18 protein-coding genes are annotated in these 16727 nt (G+C 72.2%); 9 read left to right on the forward strand and 9 right to left on the reverse strand.

The genetic code is table 11. From position 1 onward, the window contains the following. The first annotated feature begins 52 nt into the window (after positions 1-52). Positions 53-748 (forward strand): helix-turn-helix transcriptional regulator, encoded by a 696-nt coding sequence (locus E4U92_RS24955; protein ID WP_067234003.1) that lies wholly within the window; start codon positions 53-55, stop codon positions 746-748. A gap of 95 nt (positions 749-843) precedes the next feature. Here the strand turns inward: E4U92_RS24955 and E4U92_RS24960 are convergent, their stop codons facing one another. Together E4U92_RS24960 and E4U92_RS24965 are read right to left on the reverse strand one after the other, a co-directional pair. Continuing rightward, entirely contained in the window at positions 844-1185 is a 342-nt protein-coding gene (locus E4U92_RS24960; protein ID WP_137302685.1) for a hypothetical protein, read from the reverse strand. A gap of 21 nt (positions 1186-1206) precedes the next feature. Beyond that, positions 1207-2901, reverse strand: a complete 1695-nt coding sequence (locus E4U92_RS24965; RefSeq protein ID WP_137302686.1) for a sodium:solute symporter family protein — start codon at positions 2899-2901, stop codon at positions 1207-1209. Between the two features lie 161 nt (positions 2902-3062). Here E4U92_RS24965 and galT point away from each other — a divergent pair, with 161 nt between their 5' ends. From galT to galK, 3 genes are read left to right on the forward strand one after another with little or no spacing between them, the layout of a single operon-like run. Beyond that, positions 3063-4124, forward strand: coding sequence for a galactose-1-phosphate uridylyltransferase (gene galT / locus E4U92_RS24970; protein ID WP_137302687.1), 1062 nt, complete (start codon positions 3063-3065; stop codon positions 4122-4124). After that, positions 4121-5089, forward strand: a complete 969-nt coding sequence (gene galE / locus E4U92_RS24975; RefSeq protein ID WP_137302688.1) for a UDP-glucose 4-epimerase GalE — start codon at positions 4121-4123, stop codon at positions 5087-5089. Before galT ends, galE begins: the two co-directional genes overlap by 4 nt. Next, positions 5089-6264, forward strand: a complete 1176-nt coding sequence (galK, locus tag E4U92_RS24980; RefSeq protein ID WP_137302689.1) for a galactokinase — start codon at positions 5089-5091, stop codon at positions 6262-6264. The genes galE and galK overlap by 1 nt, the downstream gene beginning before the upstream one ends. Positions 6265-6280: 16 nt before the next feature. Here the strand turns inward: galK and E4U92_RS24985 are convergent, their stop codons facing one another. Next, the gene (locus E4U92_RS24985; RefSeq protein WP_137302690.1) at positions 6281-6736 is read right to left on the reverse strand and encodes a GNAT family N-acetyltransferase; all 456 of its coding nucleotides are present in this window, start codon (positions 6734-6736) and stop codon (positions 6281-6283) included. A gap of 258 nt (positions 6737-6994) precedes the next feature. On the opposite strand from E4U92_RS24985, the gene E4U92_RS24990 reads away from it, so the two are divergent. After that, positions 6995-7768, forward strand: coding sequence for a LuxR C-terminal-related transcriptional regulator (locus tag E4U92_RS24990; protein WP_137302691.1), 774 nt, complete (start codon positions 6995-6997; stop codon positions 7766-7768). 8 nt (positions 7769-7776) lie between these two features. Here E4U92_RS24990 and tamR read toward each other — a convergent pair whose 3' ends face one another. Next, positions 7777-8274, reverse strand: coding sequence for a MarR family transcriptional regulator TamR (tamR, locus tag E4U92_RS24995; protein WP_067233986.1), 498 nt, complete (start codon positions 8272-8274; stop codon positions 7777-7779). An 88-nt stretch (positions 8275-8362) separates the two neighbouring features. Between tamR and E4U92_RS25000 the strand changes: the two genes are divergently transcribed. The 3 genes from E4U92_RS25000 to E4U92_RS25010 all read left to right on the forward strand — a co-directional run bounded on the left by E4U92_RS25000 (position 8363) and on the right by E4U92_RS25010 (position 9773). Continuing rightward, a complete protein-coding gene (locus E4U92_RS25000) occupies positions 8363-9172 on the forward strand; it encodes a trans-aconitate 2-methyltransferase (RefSeq protein ID WP_137302692.1) in 810 nt (269 codons plus the stop codon). Further along, entirely contained in the window at positions 9172-9534 is a 363-nt protein-coding gene (locus E4U92_RS25005) for a VOC family protein (RefSeq protein WP_137302693.1), read from the forward strand. The genes E4U92_RS25000 and E4U92_RS25005 overlap by 1 nt, the downstream gene beginning before the upstream one ends. A 65-nt stretch (positions 9535-9599) precedes the next feature. Beyond that, positions 9600-9773 (forward strand): CsbD family protein, encoded by a 174-nt coding sequence (locus tag E4U92_RS25010; protein WP_137302694.1) that lies wholly within the window; start codon positions 9600-9602, stop codon positions 9771-9773. Positions 9774-9874: 101 nt separating this feature from the next. Here E4U92_RS25010 and E4U92_RS25015 read toward each other — a convergent pair whose 3' ends face one another. After that, on the reverse strand, positions 9875-10552 hold the full coding sequence (locus E4U92_RS25015; RefSeq protein WP_067233982.1) for a TetR/AcrR family transcriptional regulator: 678 nt from the start codon (positions 10550-10552) through the stop codon (positions 9875-9877). Continuing rightward, entirely contained in the window at positions 10549-11559 is a 1011-nt protein-coding gene (locus E4U92_RS25020; RefSeq protein WP_137302695.1) for an acyl-CoA desaturase, read from the reverse strand. Before E4U92_RS25020 ends, E4U92_RS25015 begins: the two co-directional genes overlap by 4 nt. 289 nt (positions 11560-11848) lie before the next feature. Between E4U92_RS25020 and ppc the strand changes: the two genes are divergently transcribed. Further along, positions 11849-14590 (forward strand): phosphoenolpyruvate carboxylase, encoded by a 2742-nt coding sequence (gene ppc, locus E4U92_RS25025; RefSeq protein WP_137302696.1) that lies wholly within the window; start codon positions 11849-11851, stop codon positions 14588-14590. A 96-nt stretch (positions 14591-14686) separates the two neighbouring features. On the opposite strand, the gene E4U92_RS25030 is transcribed toward ppc, so the two are convergent. The 3 genes from E4U92_RS25030 to pth all read right to left on the reverse strand — a co-directional run bounded on the left by E4U92_RS25030 (position 14687) and on the right by pth (position 16726). Then, positions 14687-15433: an LPXTG cell wall anchor domain-containing protein gene (locus E4U92_RS25030; RefSeq protein ID WP_137302824.1), complete on the reverse strand. Its 747-nt coding sequence runs from the start codon at positions 15431-15433 to the stop codon at positions 14687-14689. A 145-nt stretch (positions 15434-15578) separates the two neighbouring features. Further along, a complete protein-coding gene (locus E4U92_RS25035; RefSeq protein ID WP_137302697.1) occupies positions 15579-16082 on the reverse strand; it encodes a hypothetical protein in 504 nt (167 codons plus the stop codon). Positions 16083-16123: 41 nt separating this feature from the next. Then, on the reverse strand, positions 16124-16726 hold the full coding sequence (pth, locus tag E4U92_RS25040) for an aminoacyl-tRNA hydrolase (protein WP_137302825.1): 603 nt from the start codon (positions 16724-16726) through the stop codon (positions 16124-16126). Position 16727 lies beyond the last annotated feature (1 nt).

Here is a 16727-nt window from a genome sequence, read left to right on the forward strand (position 1 = left end):
CGTCCGACCGGCACCGTGGTGGGCATCCATGGGGGGACTGGGGGGTTGCTCGATGGGAGTGCGGCTCATGGTGGTCGACGACCACCGACTGCTCGCGGAGGCGCTGGCCTCGGCACTGAAACTGCGCGGGCACCGGGTGCTGGCGGCGGCCGCGCCGGCCGCGGGGGCGGCGGAGCTGGTGATCAGCCGGGCGCCGGAGGTGTGCCTGCTGGGCACGGCCGCCCCGGCCGCACCGGGCACCTTCGACCCGGTGGTCCGCATCAAGCGGGAGCGGCCGCAGGTGGCGGTGCTGGTCCTGGGACCGGTGCCCGATCCCCGGGGCATCGCGGCGGCGTTCGCGGCGGGCGCCTGCGGCTACGTGCGGCACGACGAGCGCATCGAGGGGGTCGAGCGGGCGATCATGAAGGCGCGGGCGGGGGAGGCCGCCGTGGCGCCGCAGCTCTTGCAGGGGGCGTTCAGCGAGCTGCTGAACCCCGCCGCGCAGCCCGACGACGAGGGCCAGCGGCTGCTGCAGATGCTCACCCCGCGCGAGGTGGAGGTCCTGGTCCGGGTCGCGGACGGAGAGGACACCCGGGTGATCGCGGCGGGCATGGGCATCGCGCCGTCCACGGCCCGCACCCATGTGCAGCGGGTGCTGATGAAGCTGGGCGTCGGCTCCCGCCTGGAGGCCGCGGCCCTCGCGGCGCGCACCGGCCTGCTGGACCGGGCGGGCGCGCGGGGCGCGGCCGACGGCGGCCCGGTGCTGTGAGATGCGGCTGACGCGGACGTACGGCCCGCCCCGCACGGACGGGGCCGGAGTGCCCGTGGACCCCGGCCCCGTCCGTGTCTGCGTACCCGGCGCGGCTACGGCGTGGGCCGGCTCGGCTCGCCCGCTTCCCCGTCCTCGGGAAGCGGCGGGGGCGTGGGGGCGGCGGTGGGCCGCAGCTTCAGCCAGACCAGGAAGAAGAGGCCGAGCAGCAGCATGCCCAGCCCGGTCCAGAGGTTGATGTTGACGCCCTCGGCCTTGTCGAGGTCGGCGTCGGACACGGTGAAGCCGGCGATCATGACGATGACGCCGTAGAGGACGAACAGGCCGCCGATGATGCGGCGGATGTCGAAGAGGCGCGCGGCCGTCGCGGACTTGCTCTCGAGGTCGGTGACCTCGCGCTGGACGTCGTGCTCGGAGTACCCGTGGTGCTCGGACATGGTTCCTCAATCCTCCCGCGATCAGAACGAGAACGGGATGTAGCAGGCGGCGGCGAGGACGATCGCGCCCCAGCCCAGCAGGGCCGGCCTGCGGTACCAGGCGTCGTCGCCCGCGGCGGGCGGCTCCTGCATGCCGGGCGAGCGGGTGCCGTAGACCAGGCCCTGGAGCTCGGCGGCCGGCTTCGGCGCGGTGAACAGCGAGACGGCGACCATCACGACGGCGCCGGCGACGAAGCCGACGATCGCGGAGACGAAGTTGGCGCCCTGGTCGGAGGGGATGTCGACGATGCCGTGCTTGTAGATCCAGAAGTAGTTCACCATCGCGGCGACGGTGCCCGCGAGCAGGCCCCAGAAGCCGGACTTCGCGGACGCGCGCTTCCAGAACATGCCGACGATGAACACGACGAACATCGGCACGTTGAAGAAGGAGAACAGCGTCTGCAGGTAGCTCATGATGTTCGAGAACGACGACGCGAGGAACGCCGTGCCGACGGAGGCGGCGACGCCGATCACGGTGATGAGGCGGCCGAACCGCACGTAGTAGCCGTCCTCGCGGCCCCGGACGACGTAGCGGGCCCAGATGTCGTTGGTGAACACCGTGTTGAAGGACGACACGTTCGCCGCCATGCCCGCCATGAAGGCGGCCAGCAGGCCGGTGACCGCGATGCCGAGCACGCCGTTGGGCAGCAACTGCTCCATCAGGTACGGGATGGCGTCGTTGTACTGGTAGCCGGAGTCGGCGGTGCCGAAGCCGGGGATGAGGGCGGCGGCGGTCAGGCCCGGGATCATCACCAGGAACACGATGAAGATCTTCGGGAACGCGGCGATCAGGGGCGTGCGCTGGGCCGCGGAGAGGTTCTTCGCGGACAGGGCGCGCTGCACCTCGGCGAAGTTGGTCGTCCAGTAGCCGAAGGACAGGACGAAGCCGAGGCCCAGGACGATGGTGAGCCAGTTGGCGCCCAGCGGGTTGGCGCTGCCGATGCCGGTGCCGCCCCAGGCGGTGGTGAAGTTCTCGCCGTGGGTGGCGGTCAGCTTGTGGGTCAGGCCGTCCCAGCCGCCGACCTTCTTCAGGCCCAGCACGACCAGCGGGATGAGGGCCGCCAGGATCACGAAGAACTGCAGGACCTCGTTGTAGATGGCGGAGGACAGACCGCCGAGGGTGATGTACCCGAGGACGAAGGCGCCCGCGACCACGATGGCCACCCACTGCGGCCAGCCCAGCAGCGCCTCGACGACGATCGCCAGGGCGTAGAGGTTGACGCCGGCGATCAGGATGGCGGCGAAGGCGAACAGGGCCGCACTGAGCAGGTGCGCCCACTTGTCGAAGCGCAGCAGGAGCATCTCGGGGACCGAGCGGACCTTGCTGCCGTAGTAGAAGGGCATCATCACCAGGCCGAGGAAGACCATGGCCGGGATGGCGCCGATCCAGTACCAGTGCACCGTGTAGGCGCCGTACTGGGCGCTGTTGGCCGCCATGCCGAGGATCTCGGTGGCGGCGAGGTTCGCCGAGATGAAGGCGAGGCCGGTGATCCAGGCGGGCAGCGACCGCCCGGACAGGAAGAAGTCCAGGCTGGTCTTCACCGATCTGCGGGCGGCGAAGCCGATGCCGAGGACCACGACGAAGTAGATGGCGAGAATCGTGTAGTCGAGTGCGTTCGTGGGGAGTCGGAGCTCGGCCGCCAGATGGAGTACAGGGGTGTCCGTGGGGGTTTGCATGGAATCTCGCTTCGTTGCGTGAACAGATCCAGAGCGGAACCTACGCCTTTGCGTTCAGCAATTGAACACTTCAGGTGCTCGTTTTTGTTTGATCGTGACGTTGACTCCCGGTGGTGGGTTGTGATGTGTTATGTTTGATTATGTTGAGTGAGGAGTCCGACGTGAAGAAGACTTCGACCCGGCTGGCCGACGGTCGCGAACTGATCTACTTCGACCTGCGCGACGACCGGGTGCGTGACGCCGTCGACCGCCGGCCGCTGGAGCCGACGCGGACGACCTCGGAGGTCCGGCGCGACCCCCTGCTCGGCGACTCGATCGCCGTCGCCTCCCACCGGCAGGGCCGCACCTACCACCCCCCGGCCGACGAATGCCCCCTGTGCCCGTCCCGGGACGGGCGGCTGAGCGAGATCCCGGACTCGACGTACGACGTCGTGGTCTTCGAGAACCGCTTCCCCTCCCTCGCCGGCGACTCCGGCCGCTGCGAGGTGGTCTGCTTCACCGAGGACCACCAGGCGTCCTTCGCCGACCTCACCGAGGAACAGGCGCGACTCGTCCTGGACGCGTGGACCGACCGGACGTCCGAGCTGTCGCATCTGCCCTCCGTGGAACAGGTGTTCTGCTTCGAGAACCGCGGCGCCGAGATCGGGGTGACGCTCGGTCACCCGCACGGGCAGATCTACGCCTACCCCTTCACCACGCCCCGCACCGCGCTGATGCTGCGCCAGGTGGCCGCGCACAAGGAGGCCACCGGCGGGGAGAACCTGTTCGACGCCGTCGTGGAGCGCGAACGCGCCGACGAGCGGGTCGTCCTGGAGGGTGAACACTGGGTGGCCTTCGTGCCGTACGCCGCGCACTGGCCGTACGAGGTGCACCTCTACCCCAAGCGGCGGGTGCCCGACCTGCTCGCGCTGGACGAGGCGGCGCGCACAGAGTTCCCCCAGGTCTACCTGGAACTCTTGAGGCGCTTCGACCGGATCTTCGGCGAGGGTGAGCCGCCGACGCCGTACATCGCCGCCTGGCACCAGGCGCCGTTCGGCCGGCTGGAGGAGTTCGAGGGCGTCAACCGCGACGACTTCGCGCTGCACCTCGAGCTTTTCACCATCCGCCGCACTTCCGGCAAGCTGAAGTTCCTCGCGGGTTCCGAGTCCGGCATGAACGTGTTCATCAACGACATCCGGCCGGAGGCCGCGGCCGAGCGACTGCGAGAGGTAGCGAGTTCATGAGCGGTAAGTACCTGGTCACGGGTGGTGCGGGATACGTCGGGAGCGTGGTAGCCCAGCACCTGCTGGAGGCCGGCCACGAGGTGACGGTCCTCGACAACCTCTCCACGGGCTTCCGCGAGGGCGTTCCGGCCGGCGCCTCCTTCATCGAGGGCGACATCCGCGACGCCGCGAAGTGGCTCGACGCCTCCTTCGACGCCGTGCTGCACTTCGCCGCCTCCTCCCAGGTCGGCGAGTCCGTCGTCAAGCCGGAGAAGTACTGGGACAACAACGTCGGCGGCACCATGGCGCTGCTCACCGCCATGCGCGAGGCCGGCGTGCGCACCCTGGTGTTCTCCTCCACCGCCGCCACCTACGGCGAGCCCGACGAGGTCCCGATCGTCGAGAGCGCCCGCACGCAGCCGACCAACCCCTACGGCGCCTCCAAGCTCGCCGTCGACCACATGATCACCGGCGAGGCGGCCGCCCACGGCCTGGGCGCGGTCTCGCTGCGCTACTTCAACGTGGCCGGCGCCTACGGCGCGTACGGCGAGCGCCACCAGCCCGAGTCGCACCTGATCCCCCTGGTCCTCCAGGTCGCCCAGGGCCGCCGGGACGCCATCTCCGTCTACGGCGACGACTACCCGACCCCCGACGGCACCTGCGTGCGCGACTACATCCACGTCGCCGACCTGGCCGAGGCCCACCTGCTCGCGCTGCGGGCCGCCCGGCCCGGCGAGCACCTCATCTGCAACCTCGGCAACGGCAACGGCTTCTCGGTCCGCGAGGTCGTCGAGACCGTCCGCCGGGTCACCGGCCACCCGATCCCCGAGGTGGTGGCGCCCCGCCGCGGCGGCGACCCGGCCGTCCTGGTCGCCTCGGCGGCCACCGCCCGCGAGAAGCTGGGCTGGAACCCGTCCCGCGCGGACCTCGCGGGCATCGTCGCGGACGCGTGGGAGTTCGCCCAGCGGATCACGGAGGAGCAGTAGTGGCGGCACAGCAGGTACGCGCCCGGTTCACCGAGCTCTACGGCACCGCACCCGAGGGCGTGTGGTCGGCGCCGGGCCGCGTCAACCTCATCGGTGAGCACACCGACTACAACGACGGCTTCGTGATGCCCTTCGCGCTGCCGCACACCGCCGTCGCCGCGGTCGCGCGCCGCGACGACGGCGTGCTGCGCCTGCACTCCGAGGACGTCGAGGGCGGCGTCGCCGAGCTGGCGCTCGACGGCCTGGCGCCCGGGACCGACCGCGACTGGACGGCGTACCCGGCGGGCGTGGTGTGGGCACTGCGCGAGGCGGGCCACGCGGTGGCCGGCGCCGACGTCCACCTCGCCTCGACCGTCCCGGCGGGCGCCGGCCTGTCCTCGTCGGCGGCCCTGGAGGTCGTGGTCGCCCTCGCGCTGAACGACCTGTACGAACTGGGCCTGCAGCGCTGGCAGCTGGCCCGGCTGTGCCAGCGCGCCGAGAACGTCTACGTCGGCGCGCCCACCGGGATCATGGACCAGACGGCGTCCGCGTGCTGCGAGGAGGGCCACGCGCTCTTCCTCGACACCCGCGACCTGTCCCAGCGGCAGATCCCCTTCGACCTGGCCGCCGAGGGCATGCGGCTGCTGGTCGTCGACACCCGCGTCAAGCACGCGCACAACGAGGGCGAGTACGGCAAGCGCCGTTCCGGCTGCGAGCAGGGCGCCGCGCTGCTCGGCGTCGACGCGCTGCGGGACGTCCCCTTCGAGGGGCTGGACGCGGCCCTGGCCCGGCTGCGCACCGAGGCCGCGGACGCGCCGGAGGCCGAGGAGATCGTGCGGCTGGTGCGGCACGTGGTCACCGAGGACCACCGGGTCGAACGCGTCGTCTCGCTGCTCACGTCGGGCGAGACGCGGGCCATCGGACCGGTCCTGACCGAGGGGCACGCCTCGCTGCGGGACGACTTCCGCGTCTCCTGCCCCGAGCTGGACCTGGTCGTGGACACGGCGCTGGCGGCGGGCGCGCTCGGCGCCCGGATGACCGGCGGCGGCTTCGGCGGCTCGGCGATCGTCCTCGCCGAGGCGTCCGACGTGGACACCATCGGCAAGGCGGTCGAAGAGGCGTTCGCGGGGGCCGGGTTCACCGCCCCGCGCGTGTTCGAGGCGGTCCCCGCGGCGGGGGCCCGCCGCCTGGCCTGACCCCGCAGCCGGGCCGCTATCCGAGCCGCTTGGTCAGCGTGTACTCGGTGCAGCCCGGCGGGTAGTCCTCGATCGCGCAGACCACCTCGTAGCCCAGGCGCCGGTAGAACCCCGGCGCCTGGAAGTCCCACGTCTCCAGGCGTACGCGGGTGCAACCGCGCTCCTCGCGGGCGACCCGTTCCGCCTCCGTGAGCAGCCGGGAGCCCAGGCCCGCGCCGCGGTGCCGCTCGTCGACCCACAGGTGGGTGACGTGCAGCCAGGCCGTCCAGGTGTGCCCGACCAGGCCGCCGGCCAGCTCGCCCGCCCGGTCCAGCGCCCAGACGTGCAGCGGCGTCTCGCGCTCCGCCGGGGTGCCCCGCAGGGCGCGCAGGACCGGCGAGGCCGCCGTGTTGGTGTCGAGCAGGCGCGAACGGAGCACCGCGCGACGGTCCTTGTCGACTTGTGTCTCAAGACGGAACATGCGGCACACCATAAACGCGCCGGGGGAACAGTTCTGCAAATCCCCTTCCGCTCCCGGCCCGCAGCCCTACCCTGTGAACAGCACCGGTGGGGGCCGGCGCCGATCAGGGGGCGGGACAGCCGGGTACGACGCCCGCGGCGGGGGTAGCGGTTACTGCACGGCGGCGGCCGTGCGGCGCGTGCCCTGCCCGGGCGGCGCGTCCGCGCCGGCCGTCACTCTCCGGACCTGGGCTATCCCCTGCTCCTCGTGGAGCTCGGGGAAGGGGGTTTCGTGGTTCGCATCCGAGTCCTGGTCGTCGACGACCACCGCATCTTCGCCGAGTCGCTCGCCGCCGCGCTGGCCGCCGAGCCCGACGTCGACGTGTCCGCGGCCGGCAGCGGCCCGGCGGCACTGCGCTGCCTGGAGCGCGCGGCCGCCGAGGGGCGCCGCTACGACGTGCTGCTGGTCGACGCCGACCTCGGCGGTGTGCGGCCCGGGCCGCGGCCCGCGGTGGCCGTGCAGGAGGTGGGCGAGGACGGCCTGGTCGACGGGATCTCCCTGGTCGCCGGGGTGCGTGCGGCGCAGCCCCATGTGCGGGTGGTGGTCCTGGCCGAGAAGGACGACCCGCGCCGCGCGGCCCTGGCCCTGCAGGCCGGCGCGTCCGGCTGGGTCGCCAAGGACTGCTCGCTGTCCCGGCTGCTCACCGTCATCCGGGGGGTGCTGCGCGAGGAGACGCACCTGCCGCCCGCGCTGCTGACCGGGGTGCTGCGCGAGCTGACCGCGGCCCGCAAGCACCGCACCGAGAGCGAGCGGCTGGTGGAGTCGCTGACGCCGCGCGAGCGGGAGGTGCTGCGCTGCATGGTCGCCGGGCTCGGCCGCAAGGCCGTCGCCGAGCGGCTGTTCCTCTCCCCGCACACCGTGCGCACCCACATGCAGAACGTCCTCGGCAAGCTGGGCGTGCACTCCACCCTGGCCGCGGTGGCCCTGGCCCGCCGGGCGGGCGTCGGCCCGGTCGACCTGGGCACCCCGCCCCGCATGGTCCCGGAGGAGAGCAGCAGCGCCTGAGGTCCCGCTCAGCCCGGGATGTTGTCGAACGGTGCCGTCAACTGCCGCAGCAGCCCCGCCAGTTCGATCCGCTGCGCGTGCGACAGCTCACCGAGGATCGCGCGTTCCTGCGCGAGCAGGCCGGCCAGTGCCTGGTCGGCGCGGTCGCGGCCCTCGTCCGTCAGCCGCACCAGCACCCCGCGCCGGTCGCTGGGGTCGGGGAGCCGCTCCACGAGGCCCTTCTTGGCCAGCCGGTCGATGCGGTTGGTCATCGTGCCCGACGTGACGAGCGTCTGGGTCAGGAGCTGGCCGGGGGAGAGCTGGTAGGGCGCCCCGGCCCGCCGCAGCGCGGTGAGGACGTCGAACTCCCAGGGCTCGAGCTGGTGCTCGGAGAACGCCAGCCGACGGGCGCGGTCCAGGTGCCGGGCGAGCCTGCTGACGCGGCTGAGCACCTCGAGCGGTTCCACGTCGAGGTCCGGGCGCTCCCGGCGCCACGCTGCGACCAGCCGATCGACCTCGTCCTCCATGGCGATCAGTGTAGTGGTTGTGTCGACATGAAGTCTCTTGATGTGAAGTCTCTTGACATCAAGAGAAATGCGCGGGGACAGTGGAGGCATGACTGAGCCCACCTGGGACCCCGCCCAGTACCTGCGCCACGCCGGCCACCGCGCCCGCCCCTTCACCGACCTCCTGGCCCGCGTCCCCGGCCTGCCCGGGAACCCGCCGCGCATCGCGGACCTCGGCTGCGGCCCCGGCAACGTCACCGCCCTGCTCGCCGACCGCTGGCCCACCGCGCACATCACCGGCTACGACAACTCGCCCGCCATGCTGGAGCAGGCGCGGGCGCACGTCGGTCCCACGCCGGGCGGCGGCCGCCTCGACTTCGCGGCCGCCGACGCCGCCTCCTGGACGCCGGCCGAGCCGTACGACCTGATCGTGTCCAACGCGGCGCTGCAGTGGGTGCCGGGCCACCTCGACGCCTTCCCCGCCTGGCTGGCCGGCCTCGCCCCCGGCGGCACCTTCGCCTTCCAGGTCCCGCACAACCTCGACGCACCCCTGCACGCCTTGATGCGCGAGCTGGCGGCCACGCCCCGCTGGAAGGACCGCCTCGGGCACGTCCTGCGCCCCGGCGACTCGGTGCACGCGCCCGGCGTCTACCTGGACCGGCTGGCCCGGCTGGGCTGCGCCACCGACGTCTGGGAGACCACGTACCACCACGTGCTGACCGGTGAGGACCCCGTCCTTGACTGGGTCAAGGGCACCGGCCTGCGCCCCGCCCTGACCGCCCTCGCCGACGACCCCGCGGCCCGGGACGCCTTCGTCGCCGAGTACCGCGACCTGCTGCGCGCGGCCTACCCGAGCAGCCCCTACGGCACCGTCCTGCCCTTCCGCCGCCTGTTCGCGGTGGCCCGCAAGGAGGCGTGATGCTCCGGGCCGTGGACCACGTCCAGCTCGCCGCCCCGCCCGGCAGCGAGGAGCTCCTACGGGCCTTCTATGCCGGCGCCCTCGGGATGACGGAGGTCGCCAAGCCGCCCGTGCTGGCGGCCCGCGGCGGCTGCTGGTTCGAGGCCGGCGACGTCCGGCTGCACCTGGGTGTCGAGACGGACTTCCGCCCCGCGCGCAAGGCCCACCCGGGGCTGCGGGTCACGGACATCGCCGCGTACGCCGACCGGCTCGCGCGCCACGGCGTCACCGTCGAATGGGACGGGAACCTGCCCGGTCACCGCAGGTTCTACGCCGAGGACCCGGTCGGCAACCGGCTGGAGTTCCTCGAACCCGAGGTTTGAGACGGCCCGTCGCGGTCACCCGTAGCGATGAGACGCCCCCCGAACCTGACTGGGAGTGATCAACCGTGGCAGGCGAGCAGAAGGCCAAGGGCAAGACCGAAGAGCTCAAGGGCAAGGCCAAGGAGACCGTGGGCCGTGCCGTGGGCAACGAGCGGATGACCGCCGAGGGCGAGGCCGACCAGATGAAGGGCGACGCCCGCCAGGCCAAGGAGAAGGCGAAGGACGTCTTCAAGCACTAGATGCTGACCGGGTCGTCACAGGCCCGTACACGCGCCGGAGGCCCCCCTGCAGCAGGGGGGCCTCCGGCGCGCGCGCGGTGGTGCGGCGGCGCGGGGCGCCGTCAGCTCTTGCGGTGGCCGATCAGCCGGGGCTTGGGCTCCAGGCCGTCCAGGCCGTGCCAGGCCAGGTTGACCAGGTGCGCCGCGACCTCCGCCTTCTTCGGGCGGCGCACGTCCAGCCACCACTGGCCGGTCAGGGCCACCATGCCGACCAGCGCCTGCGCGTACAGCGGCGCCAGCTTCGGGTCGAAGCCGCGGCTCTTGAACTCGCGGCCCAGGATGTCCTCCACCTGCGTGGCGATGTCCGAGATCAGCGAGGCGAAGGAACCCGTGGACTGGGGGATCGGCGAGTCGCGCACCAGGATGCGGAACCCGTCCGTGTACTCCTCGATGTAGTCCAGCAGGGCGAACGCCGCCTGCTCACACAGCTCACGCGGGTGCCCCGCGGTCAGCGAGCTGGTCACCATGTCGAGCAGACGGCGCATCTCCCGGTCCACGACGACCGCGTACAGGCCCTCCTTGCCGCCGAAGTGCTCGTACACCACCGGCTTGGACACCCCGGCCTTCGCCGCGATCTCCTCCACGCTGGTGCCCTCGAAGCCCTTGGCGGCGAAGAGGGTGCGACCGATCTCCAGGAGCTGCTGGCGGCGTTCCGCACCGGTCATCCGGGTGCGGCGCGCGCGCCGCGGCTTGTCGTTGCTGGGGGTACTGCTGGGATCGGTCGCCACGGCGTCCATCATGCCGCGTCGGCCGTGACCTTCCGGCGCCGGGAGCCGCCCTCCTCGTCGGTGCGACGCGCATCGATGCGCGAGCGTGACGGCCAGCGCACGTCATAGGCCCAGCCGAGCATCTCGAACCAGCGGATGAACCGCGCCGAGGAGTCGATCTGGCCGCGCATCACACCGTGCCGCGCCGCGGTCGGGTCGGCGTGGTGCAGGTTGTGCCAGGACTCGCCGCACGACAGGACGGCCAGCCACCACACGTTGCCCGAGCGGTCGCGCGACTTGAACGGGCGCTTGCCGACCGCGTGGCAGATGGAGTTGATCGACCAGGTCACGTGGTGCAGCAGCGCCACCCGGACGAGTGAGCCCCAGAAGAAGGCGGTGAACGCGCCCCACCAGGACATGGTGACCAGGCCGCCGATCAGCGGCGGCAGCAGCAGCGACACGGCCGTCCACAGCACGAACTGGCGGGAGATCGCCCGCATCGCGGGGTCCTTGATCAAGTCCGGCGCGTACTTGTCCTGCGGCGTCTGCTCCTCGTCGAACATCCAGGCGATGTGCGCCCACCACAGGCCCTTCATCAGGGCAGGCAGGGTCTCGCCGAAACGCCACGGGGAGTGCGGGTCGCCCTCCGCGTCGGAGAACTTGTGGTGCCTGCGGTGGTCCGCCACCCAGCGGACCAGTGGCCCCTCGACCGCCATCGACCCCATGATCGCCAGCGCGATCCGCAGGGGCCGCTTGGCCTTGAAGGAGCCGTGGGTGAAGTAGCGGTGGAAGCCGATCGTGATGCCGTGGCAGCCGAGGAAGTAGAAGAACACCAGCAGACCGAGGTCCAGCCAGCTCACTCCCCATCCCCAGGCCAGCGGCACCGCGGCCACCAGCGCGAGGAACGGAACGGTGATGAAGAGCAGCAGCGCGATCTGCTCGATCGAGCGCTTCTGCTCCCCGCCCAGCGTGGCGGGGGTCGGATCGGTTGTGGCGGTCGTCTTCGCCGTGTCTGCGATCACGTCGGAGCTTGAGGTCATGCGCGTCCCTCGGGGGGTCTTGGAATCAGGCGATGCCGTGGGCGGAAGCCGTACCAGTGCTTCCTACGGTTCCGTAACCTACGGCATCGTAAGTATGGCAGGGTGATGCGCGGCGGCAAGAGCCCGACGGCCTGCGCCTGCGCATGGACACCTATCCTTGTGTCGGTCGGACAGCGCGGTCCGCTCTGATTTCTTCCCGGAGCTTCCTCCCCGTAAGCGGCGCCGCCGCCCGGGGCGAAGCCCGGGTTCCCCTCCCAGACGAGCTTCAACACTGCAAGGAGCCGCACCTGTGAGCAGTGCCGAGGACCAGACCGTGTCCCAGGAGACCACCAGCACCGAGCTGCGCGCCGACATCCGCCGACTGGGCGACCTGCTGGGCGAGACCCTCGTCCGCCAGGAGGGCCCCGAGCTGCTCGACCTGGTGGAGAAGGTCCGCCGCCTCACCCGCGAGGACGGCGAAGCTGCCGCCGAGCTGCTGCGCGGCATCGAACTGGAGACCGCGGCCAAGCTGGTGCGCGCCTTCTCCACCTACTTCCACCTGGCCAACGTCACCGAGCAGGTCCACCGCGGCCGCGAGCTGCGCGCCCGCCGCGCCGCCGAGGGCGGCCTGCTCGCCCGCACCGCCGACCGCCTCAAGGACGCCGACCCCGAGCACGTCCGCGAGACGGTCCGCAACCTCAACGTGCGCCCCGTGTTCACGGCCCACCCCACCGAGGCCGCCCGCCGCTCGGTCCTGAACAAGCTCCGGCGCATCGCCGCGCTCCTGGAGACCCCGGTCGTCGACACCGACCGCCGCCGCCAGGACATCCGGCTCGCCGAGAACATCGACCTCGTCTGGCAGACCGACGAACTGCGCGTGGTGCGCCCCGAGCCCGCCGACGAGGCCCGCAACGCCATCTACTACCTCGACGAGCTGCACGCCGGCGCCGTCGGAGACGTCCTGGAGGACCTGACCGCCGAACTGGAGCGCGTCGGCGTCCACCTCCCCGAGGAGACCCGCCCCCTCACCTTCGGCACCTGGATCGGCGGCGACCGCGACGGCAACCCCAACGTCACCCCCGAGGTGACCTGGGACGTCCTCATCCTCCAGCACGAGCACGGCATCAACGACGCCCTGGAGATGATCGACGAGCTGCGCGGCTTCCTGTCGAACTCCATCCGCTACTCCGGCGCCACCGAGGAACTCCTCACCTCCCTGCAGGCCGACCTCGAACGGCTGCCCGAGATCAGCCCGCGTTACAAGCGCCTCAACGCCGAGGAGCCCTACCGGCTCAAGGCCACCTGCATGCGCCAGAAGCTGGAGAACACCAAGCAGCGCCTCGCCAAGGGCACCCCGCACGAGCCGGGCCGCGACTACCTCGGCACCGGCGAGCTGCTCGAGGACCTGGTCCTCATCCAGACCTCGCTGCGTGCCCACCGCGGCGGCCTGTTCGCCGACGGCCGCATGAGCCGCACCATCCGCACCCTCGCCGCCTTCGGCCTCCAGCTCGCCACCATGGACGTCCGCGAGCACGCCGACGCCCACCACCACGCCCTCGGCCAGCTCTTCGACCGGCTCGGCGAGGAGTCCTGGCGCTACGCCGACATGCCCCGCGACTACCGCGCCCGGCTGCTCGCCAAGGAACTGCGCTCGCGCCGCCCCCTGGCGCCCACCCCGGCGCCGGTCGACGCGGCCGGCGAGAAGACCCTCGGCGTCTTCCGGACCGTCAAGCGCGCCCTGGAGGTCTTCGGGCCCGAGGTCGTCGAGTCGTACATCATCTCCATGTGCCAGGGCGCCGACGACGTCTTCGCCGCCGCCGTCCTCGCTCGCGAGGCCGGCCTGATCGACCTGCACGCCGGCTGGGCGAAGATCGGCATCGTGCCGCTGCTGGAGACCACCGACGAGCTGAAGGCCGCCGACACGATCCTGGAGGACATGCTCTCCGACCCGTCCTACCGGCGGCTGGTCGCCCTGCGCGGCGACGTCCAGGAGGTCATGCTCGGCTACTCCGACTCCTCCAAGTTCGGCGGCATCACCACCAGCCAGTGGGAGATCCACCGCGCCCAGCGCCGCCTGCGCGACGTCGCCCACCGCTACGGCGTGCGCCTGCGCCTCTTCCACGGCCGCGGCGGCACCGTCGGCCGCGGCGGCGGCCCCTCCCACGACGCGATCCTCGCCCAGCCCTGGGGCACCCTGGAGGGCGAGATCAAGGTCACCGAGCAGGGCGAGGTCATCTCCGACAAGTACCTCATCCCGTCGCTGGCCCGCGAGAACCTCGAACTGACCGTCGCCGCCACCCTGCAGGCCTCCGCCCTGCACACCGCGCCCCGCCAGTCCACCGAGGCCCTCGCCCGCTGGGACGCCGCGATGGACGTCGTCTCCGACGCCGCCCACGCCGCCTACCGCCGTCTCGTCGAGGACCCCGACCTGCCGACGTACTTCCTCGCGTCGACGCCGGTGGACCAGCTCGCCGACCTGCACCTGGGCTCGCGGCCCTCGCGCCGCCCCGGCTCCGGCGTCTCCCTCGACGGACTGCGCGCCATCCCCTGGGTGTTCGGCTGGACCCAGTCCCGCCAGATCGTCCCCGGCTGGTTCGGCGTCGGCTCCGGCCTCAAGGCGCTGCGCGAGGCGGGACTGGACAGCGTGCTGGACGAGATGCACGAACAGTGGCACTTCTTCCGCAACTTCATCTCCAACGTCGAGATGACGCTCGCCAAGACCGACCTGCGCATCGCCCAGCACTACGTCGACACGCTCGTCCCCGACGAGCTGCGGCACGTCTTCGACGCCATCCGCGCCGAGCACGACCTCACCGTCACCGAGGTCCTCAAGGTCACCGGCGAGCGGGAACTCCTCGACGCCCAGCCGGTGCTGAAGCAGACGTTCGCCATCCGCGACGCCTACCTGGACCCGATCTCCTACCTCCAGGTGACCCTGCTCAAGCGCCAGCGCGACGCCGCGGCCGCCGGCGAGCAGCCCGACCCGCTGCTCTCCCGCGCCCTGCTGCTGACCGTCAACGGCGTCGCCGCGGGCCTGCGCAACACCGGCTGACCCCCGCCCCGCCCACCGGCACACGAGGGCGCCCCCGGAATCCCAGGATCCCGGGGGCGCCCTTCGCCGTCCCGTCGCGCGGGGCAGTGCCCGCCGTCAGCGGTGCTGCCCCCGGCGCCGGCGCAGCACCAGGAACGCCCCGCCGGCCACCAGCGCCGCCGCGGCCGCCGACAGCACGCCCACCGGGGCGCCGTTGCCCGTCTCGGCCAGGTCGCCACCGCCTCCCTGCCCGGACGGCGCGGAGGTGGGCGCGGCCGTCGACGTACCGGACCCGGACGCACCCGGGGAGCTCGACGAGGAGCCCGGCCGGGAGGCGCTCGCCGAGCCGGACGGCGACGACGTGGCCGACGAGGAGGCGGACGACGTCGCCGACGACGAGGCGGACGACGTCGCCGACGACGAGGCCGACGCCGACGGGGAGCCGCCGGTGCCGCCCCCGTCCCCGCAGTCCACCTTGAACACCTTGTGCTTGGCGGCGCCCTTCTCGCCCTCGAAGGTCCAGAACAGCTTGTACTGGCCGTCCGGCAGCGACAGGTCCTGGGTGCGGCCGTGGCCCTTGCCGTCGAGGGTGATCGAGCCGGTCTTGACGGTCTCGCCCTTGGGGGTGGCGTTCACCGCCCAGGCCTCGATGTGCCAGTCGACCTTCTGCAGCCCGTCGAAGTGGAAGGCGTCCAGGTAGAACGAGCAGACCTTCGGCTCGTCGCGCTGGTCGAACTCGCCGGTCGTGGAGCGGTGGGTCTTCACGTCGCCGTTGTCGCCGCCGGCGAAGGCGCCGGCCGCGGGAACCAGCAGCGCGGCGCACGACGCGACGGTGACGACACCGGCGCGGGAGAGGGAACGCAAGGGGCGCATGGGGCAGTCCATCTTCGTGTGGTGACAGGGAAGATGTGGAGGGGGCGGCCCAGCCTGTTCCCCCCGCGGAGCGCGCGTCAATCACGAACGGACAACACCTGGCCGGTTCCTGACCTTGACATGCGGTCAAACCCGTTCATACGGCGAGAAAGGCCGCCGTCAGCAGCGCGACGCCCGACCCCGCCAGCAGCCACCCCGCCCGCGGCCGCCGCAGCCCGCCCGCGACCACCACCGACGCCAGCAGCAGCGCACCCCCGAGCGGCACCCACGCGTACAGCACCCCGGCCGCACCCGAACGCACCACCCGGTCGCTGTCCGGCTTCACCACCACGGCGTACATGCGCCCCGCGCGCACGCCCACCGACCGGTCCATCACCACCCGCGCCCGCGCCGTCGACCCCGCCGACACCGGCGCGTACGGACCCGAGCAGGTGTCCTCCCCGCACCGGGTCACCGTCACGGTGCCCCGCTCCCGCCCCTTGGTCAGCATCACGTGCTGCGCCGTGCCCCACGACGCCCACACCCCCGCGATCAGCACCAGCACGGCGACCGCCCCCATCGCCGCGGCCCGCCCGAGGCGCAGCGCGGCGCCGGAGGCGCGACGGGAACGGCGGGGGGTGGCAGACATGGCCGGGATCATTGGCCATGGCCCTGCGCCGGGTCAACTCCGCTGGGGACGGATCAGGAGTTGTACGACCCCTGCGCCCGCTCCAGCCCCTCCGTCACCAGGCACTCCACCGCGTCCGCCGCCCGGTCCACGAACCAGTCCAGCTCCTTGCGCTCCGCCGACGAGAAGTCCTTCAGCACGAAGTCCGCGACCTGCATCCGCCCCGGAGGCCGCCCGATCCCGCACCGCACCCGGTGGTAGTCCGGCCCCATCGCCTTCGTCATCGACTTCAGCCCGTTGTGCCCGTTGTCCCCGCCGCCCAGCTTCAGCCGCAGCGTGCCGTAGTCGATGTCCAGTTCGTCGTGCACCGCCACGATCTGCGCCGCCGGCACCTTGTAGAAGTCCCGCAGGGCGTTCACCGGCCCCCCGGACAGGTTCATGTACGACATCGGCTTCACCAGCACCACCCGGCGGCCGGCCGGCCCCACCGGACCGATGCGCCCCTCCACGACCTGCGCCTGCGCCTTCCCGGCCCGCTTGAACCTCCCCCCGATCCGCTCGGCCAGCAGGTCGGCCACCATGAACCCGACGTTGTGCCGGTTCATGGCGTACTCGGGCCCGGGATTGCCCAGGCCGACGATCAGCCAGGGGGCGGTGGCGGGGGTGGTCACGTCCAGG

This window comes from Streptomyces galbus (assembly GCF_005280195.1).
Classification (GTDB): Bacteria; Actinomycetota; Actinomycetes; order Streptomycetales; family Streptomycetaceae; genus Streptomyces; species Streptomyces galbus.

Bases quoted from the DNA above. Each gene is read 5' to 3' on its own strand.
- E4U92_RS24955 (WP_067234003.1), top strand. From the start codon at position 53: ATGGGAGTGCGGCTCATGGTGGTCGACGACCACCGACTGCTCGCGGAG.
- tamR (WP_067233986.1), bottom strand. From the start codon at position 8,274: ATGGAGGACGAGGTCGATCGGCTGGTCGCAGCGTGGCGCCGGGAGCGC.
- galE (WP_137302688.1), top strand. From the start codon at position 4,121: ATGAGCGGTAAGTACCTGGTCACGGGTGGTGCGGGATACGTCGGGAGC.
- E4U92_RS24965 (WP_137302686.1), bottom strand. From the start codon at position 2,901: ATGCAAACCCCCACGGACACCCCTGTACTCCATCTGGCGGCCGAGCTC.
- E4U92_RS25035 (WP_137302697.1), bottom strand. From the start codon at position 16,082: ATGATCCCGGCCATGTCTGCCACCCCCCGCCGTTCCCGTCGCGCCTCC.
- E4U92_RS25005 (WP_137302693.1), top strand. From the start codon at position 9,172: ATGCTCCGGGCCGTGGACCACGTCCAGCTCGCCGCCCCGCCCGGCAGC.
- E4U92_RS25020 (WP_137302695.1), bottom strand. From the start codon at position 11,559: ATGACCTCAAGCTCCGACGTGATCGCAGACACGGCGAAGACGACCGCC.
- E4U92_RS24960 (WP_137302685.1), bottom strand. From the start codon at position 1,185: ATGTCCGAGCACCACGGGTACTCCGAGCACGACGTCCAGCGCGAGGTC.
- E4U92_RS25000 (WP_137302692.1), top strand. From the start codon at position 8,363: ATGACTGAGCCCACCTGGGACCCCGCCCAGTACCTGCGCCACGCCGGC.
- E4U92_RS25015 (WP_067233982.1), bottom strand. From the start codon at position 10,552: ATGATGGACGCCGTGGCGACCGATCCCAGCAGTACCCCCAGCAACGAC.
- E4U92_RS24985 (WP_137302690.1), bottom strand. From the start codon at position 6,736: ATGGTGTGCCGCATGTTCCGTCTTGAGACACAAGTCGACAAGGACCGT.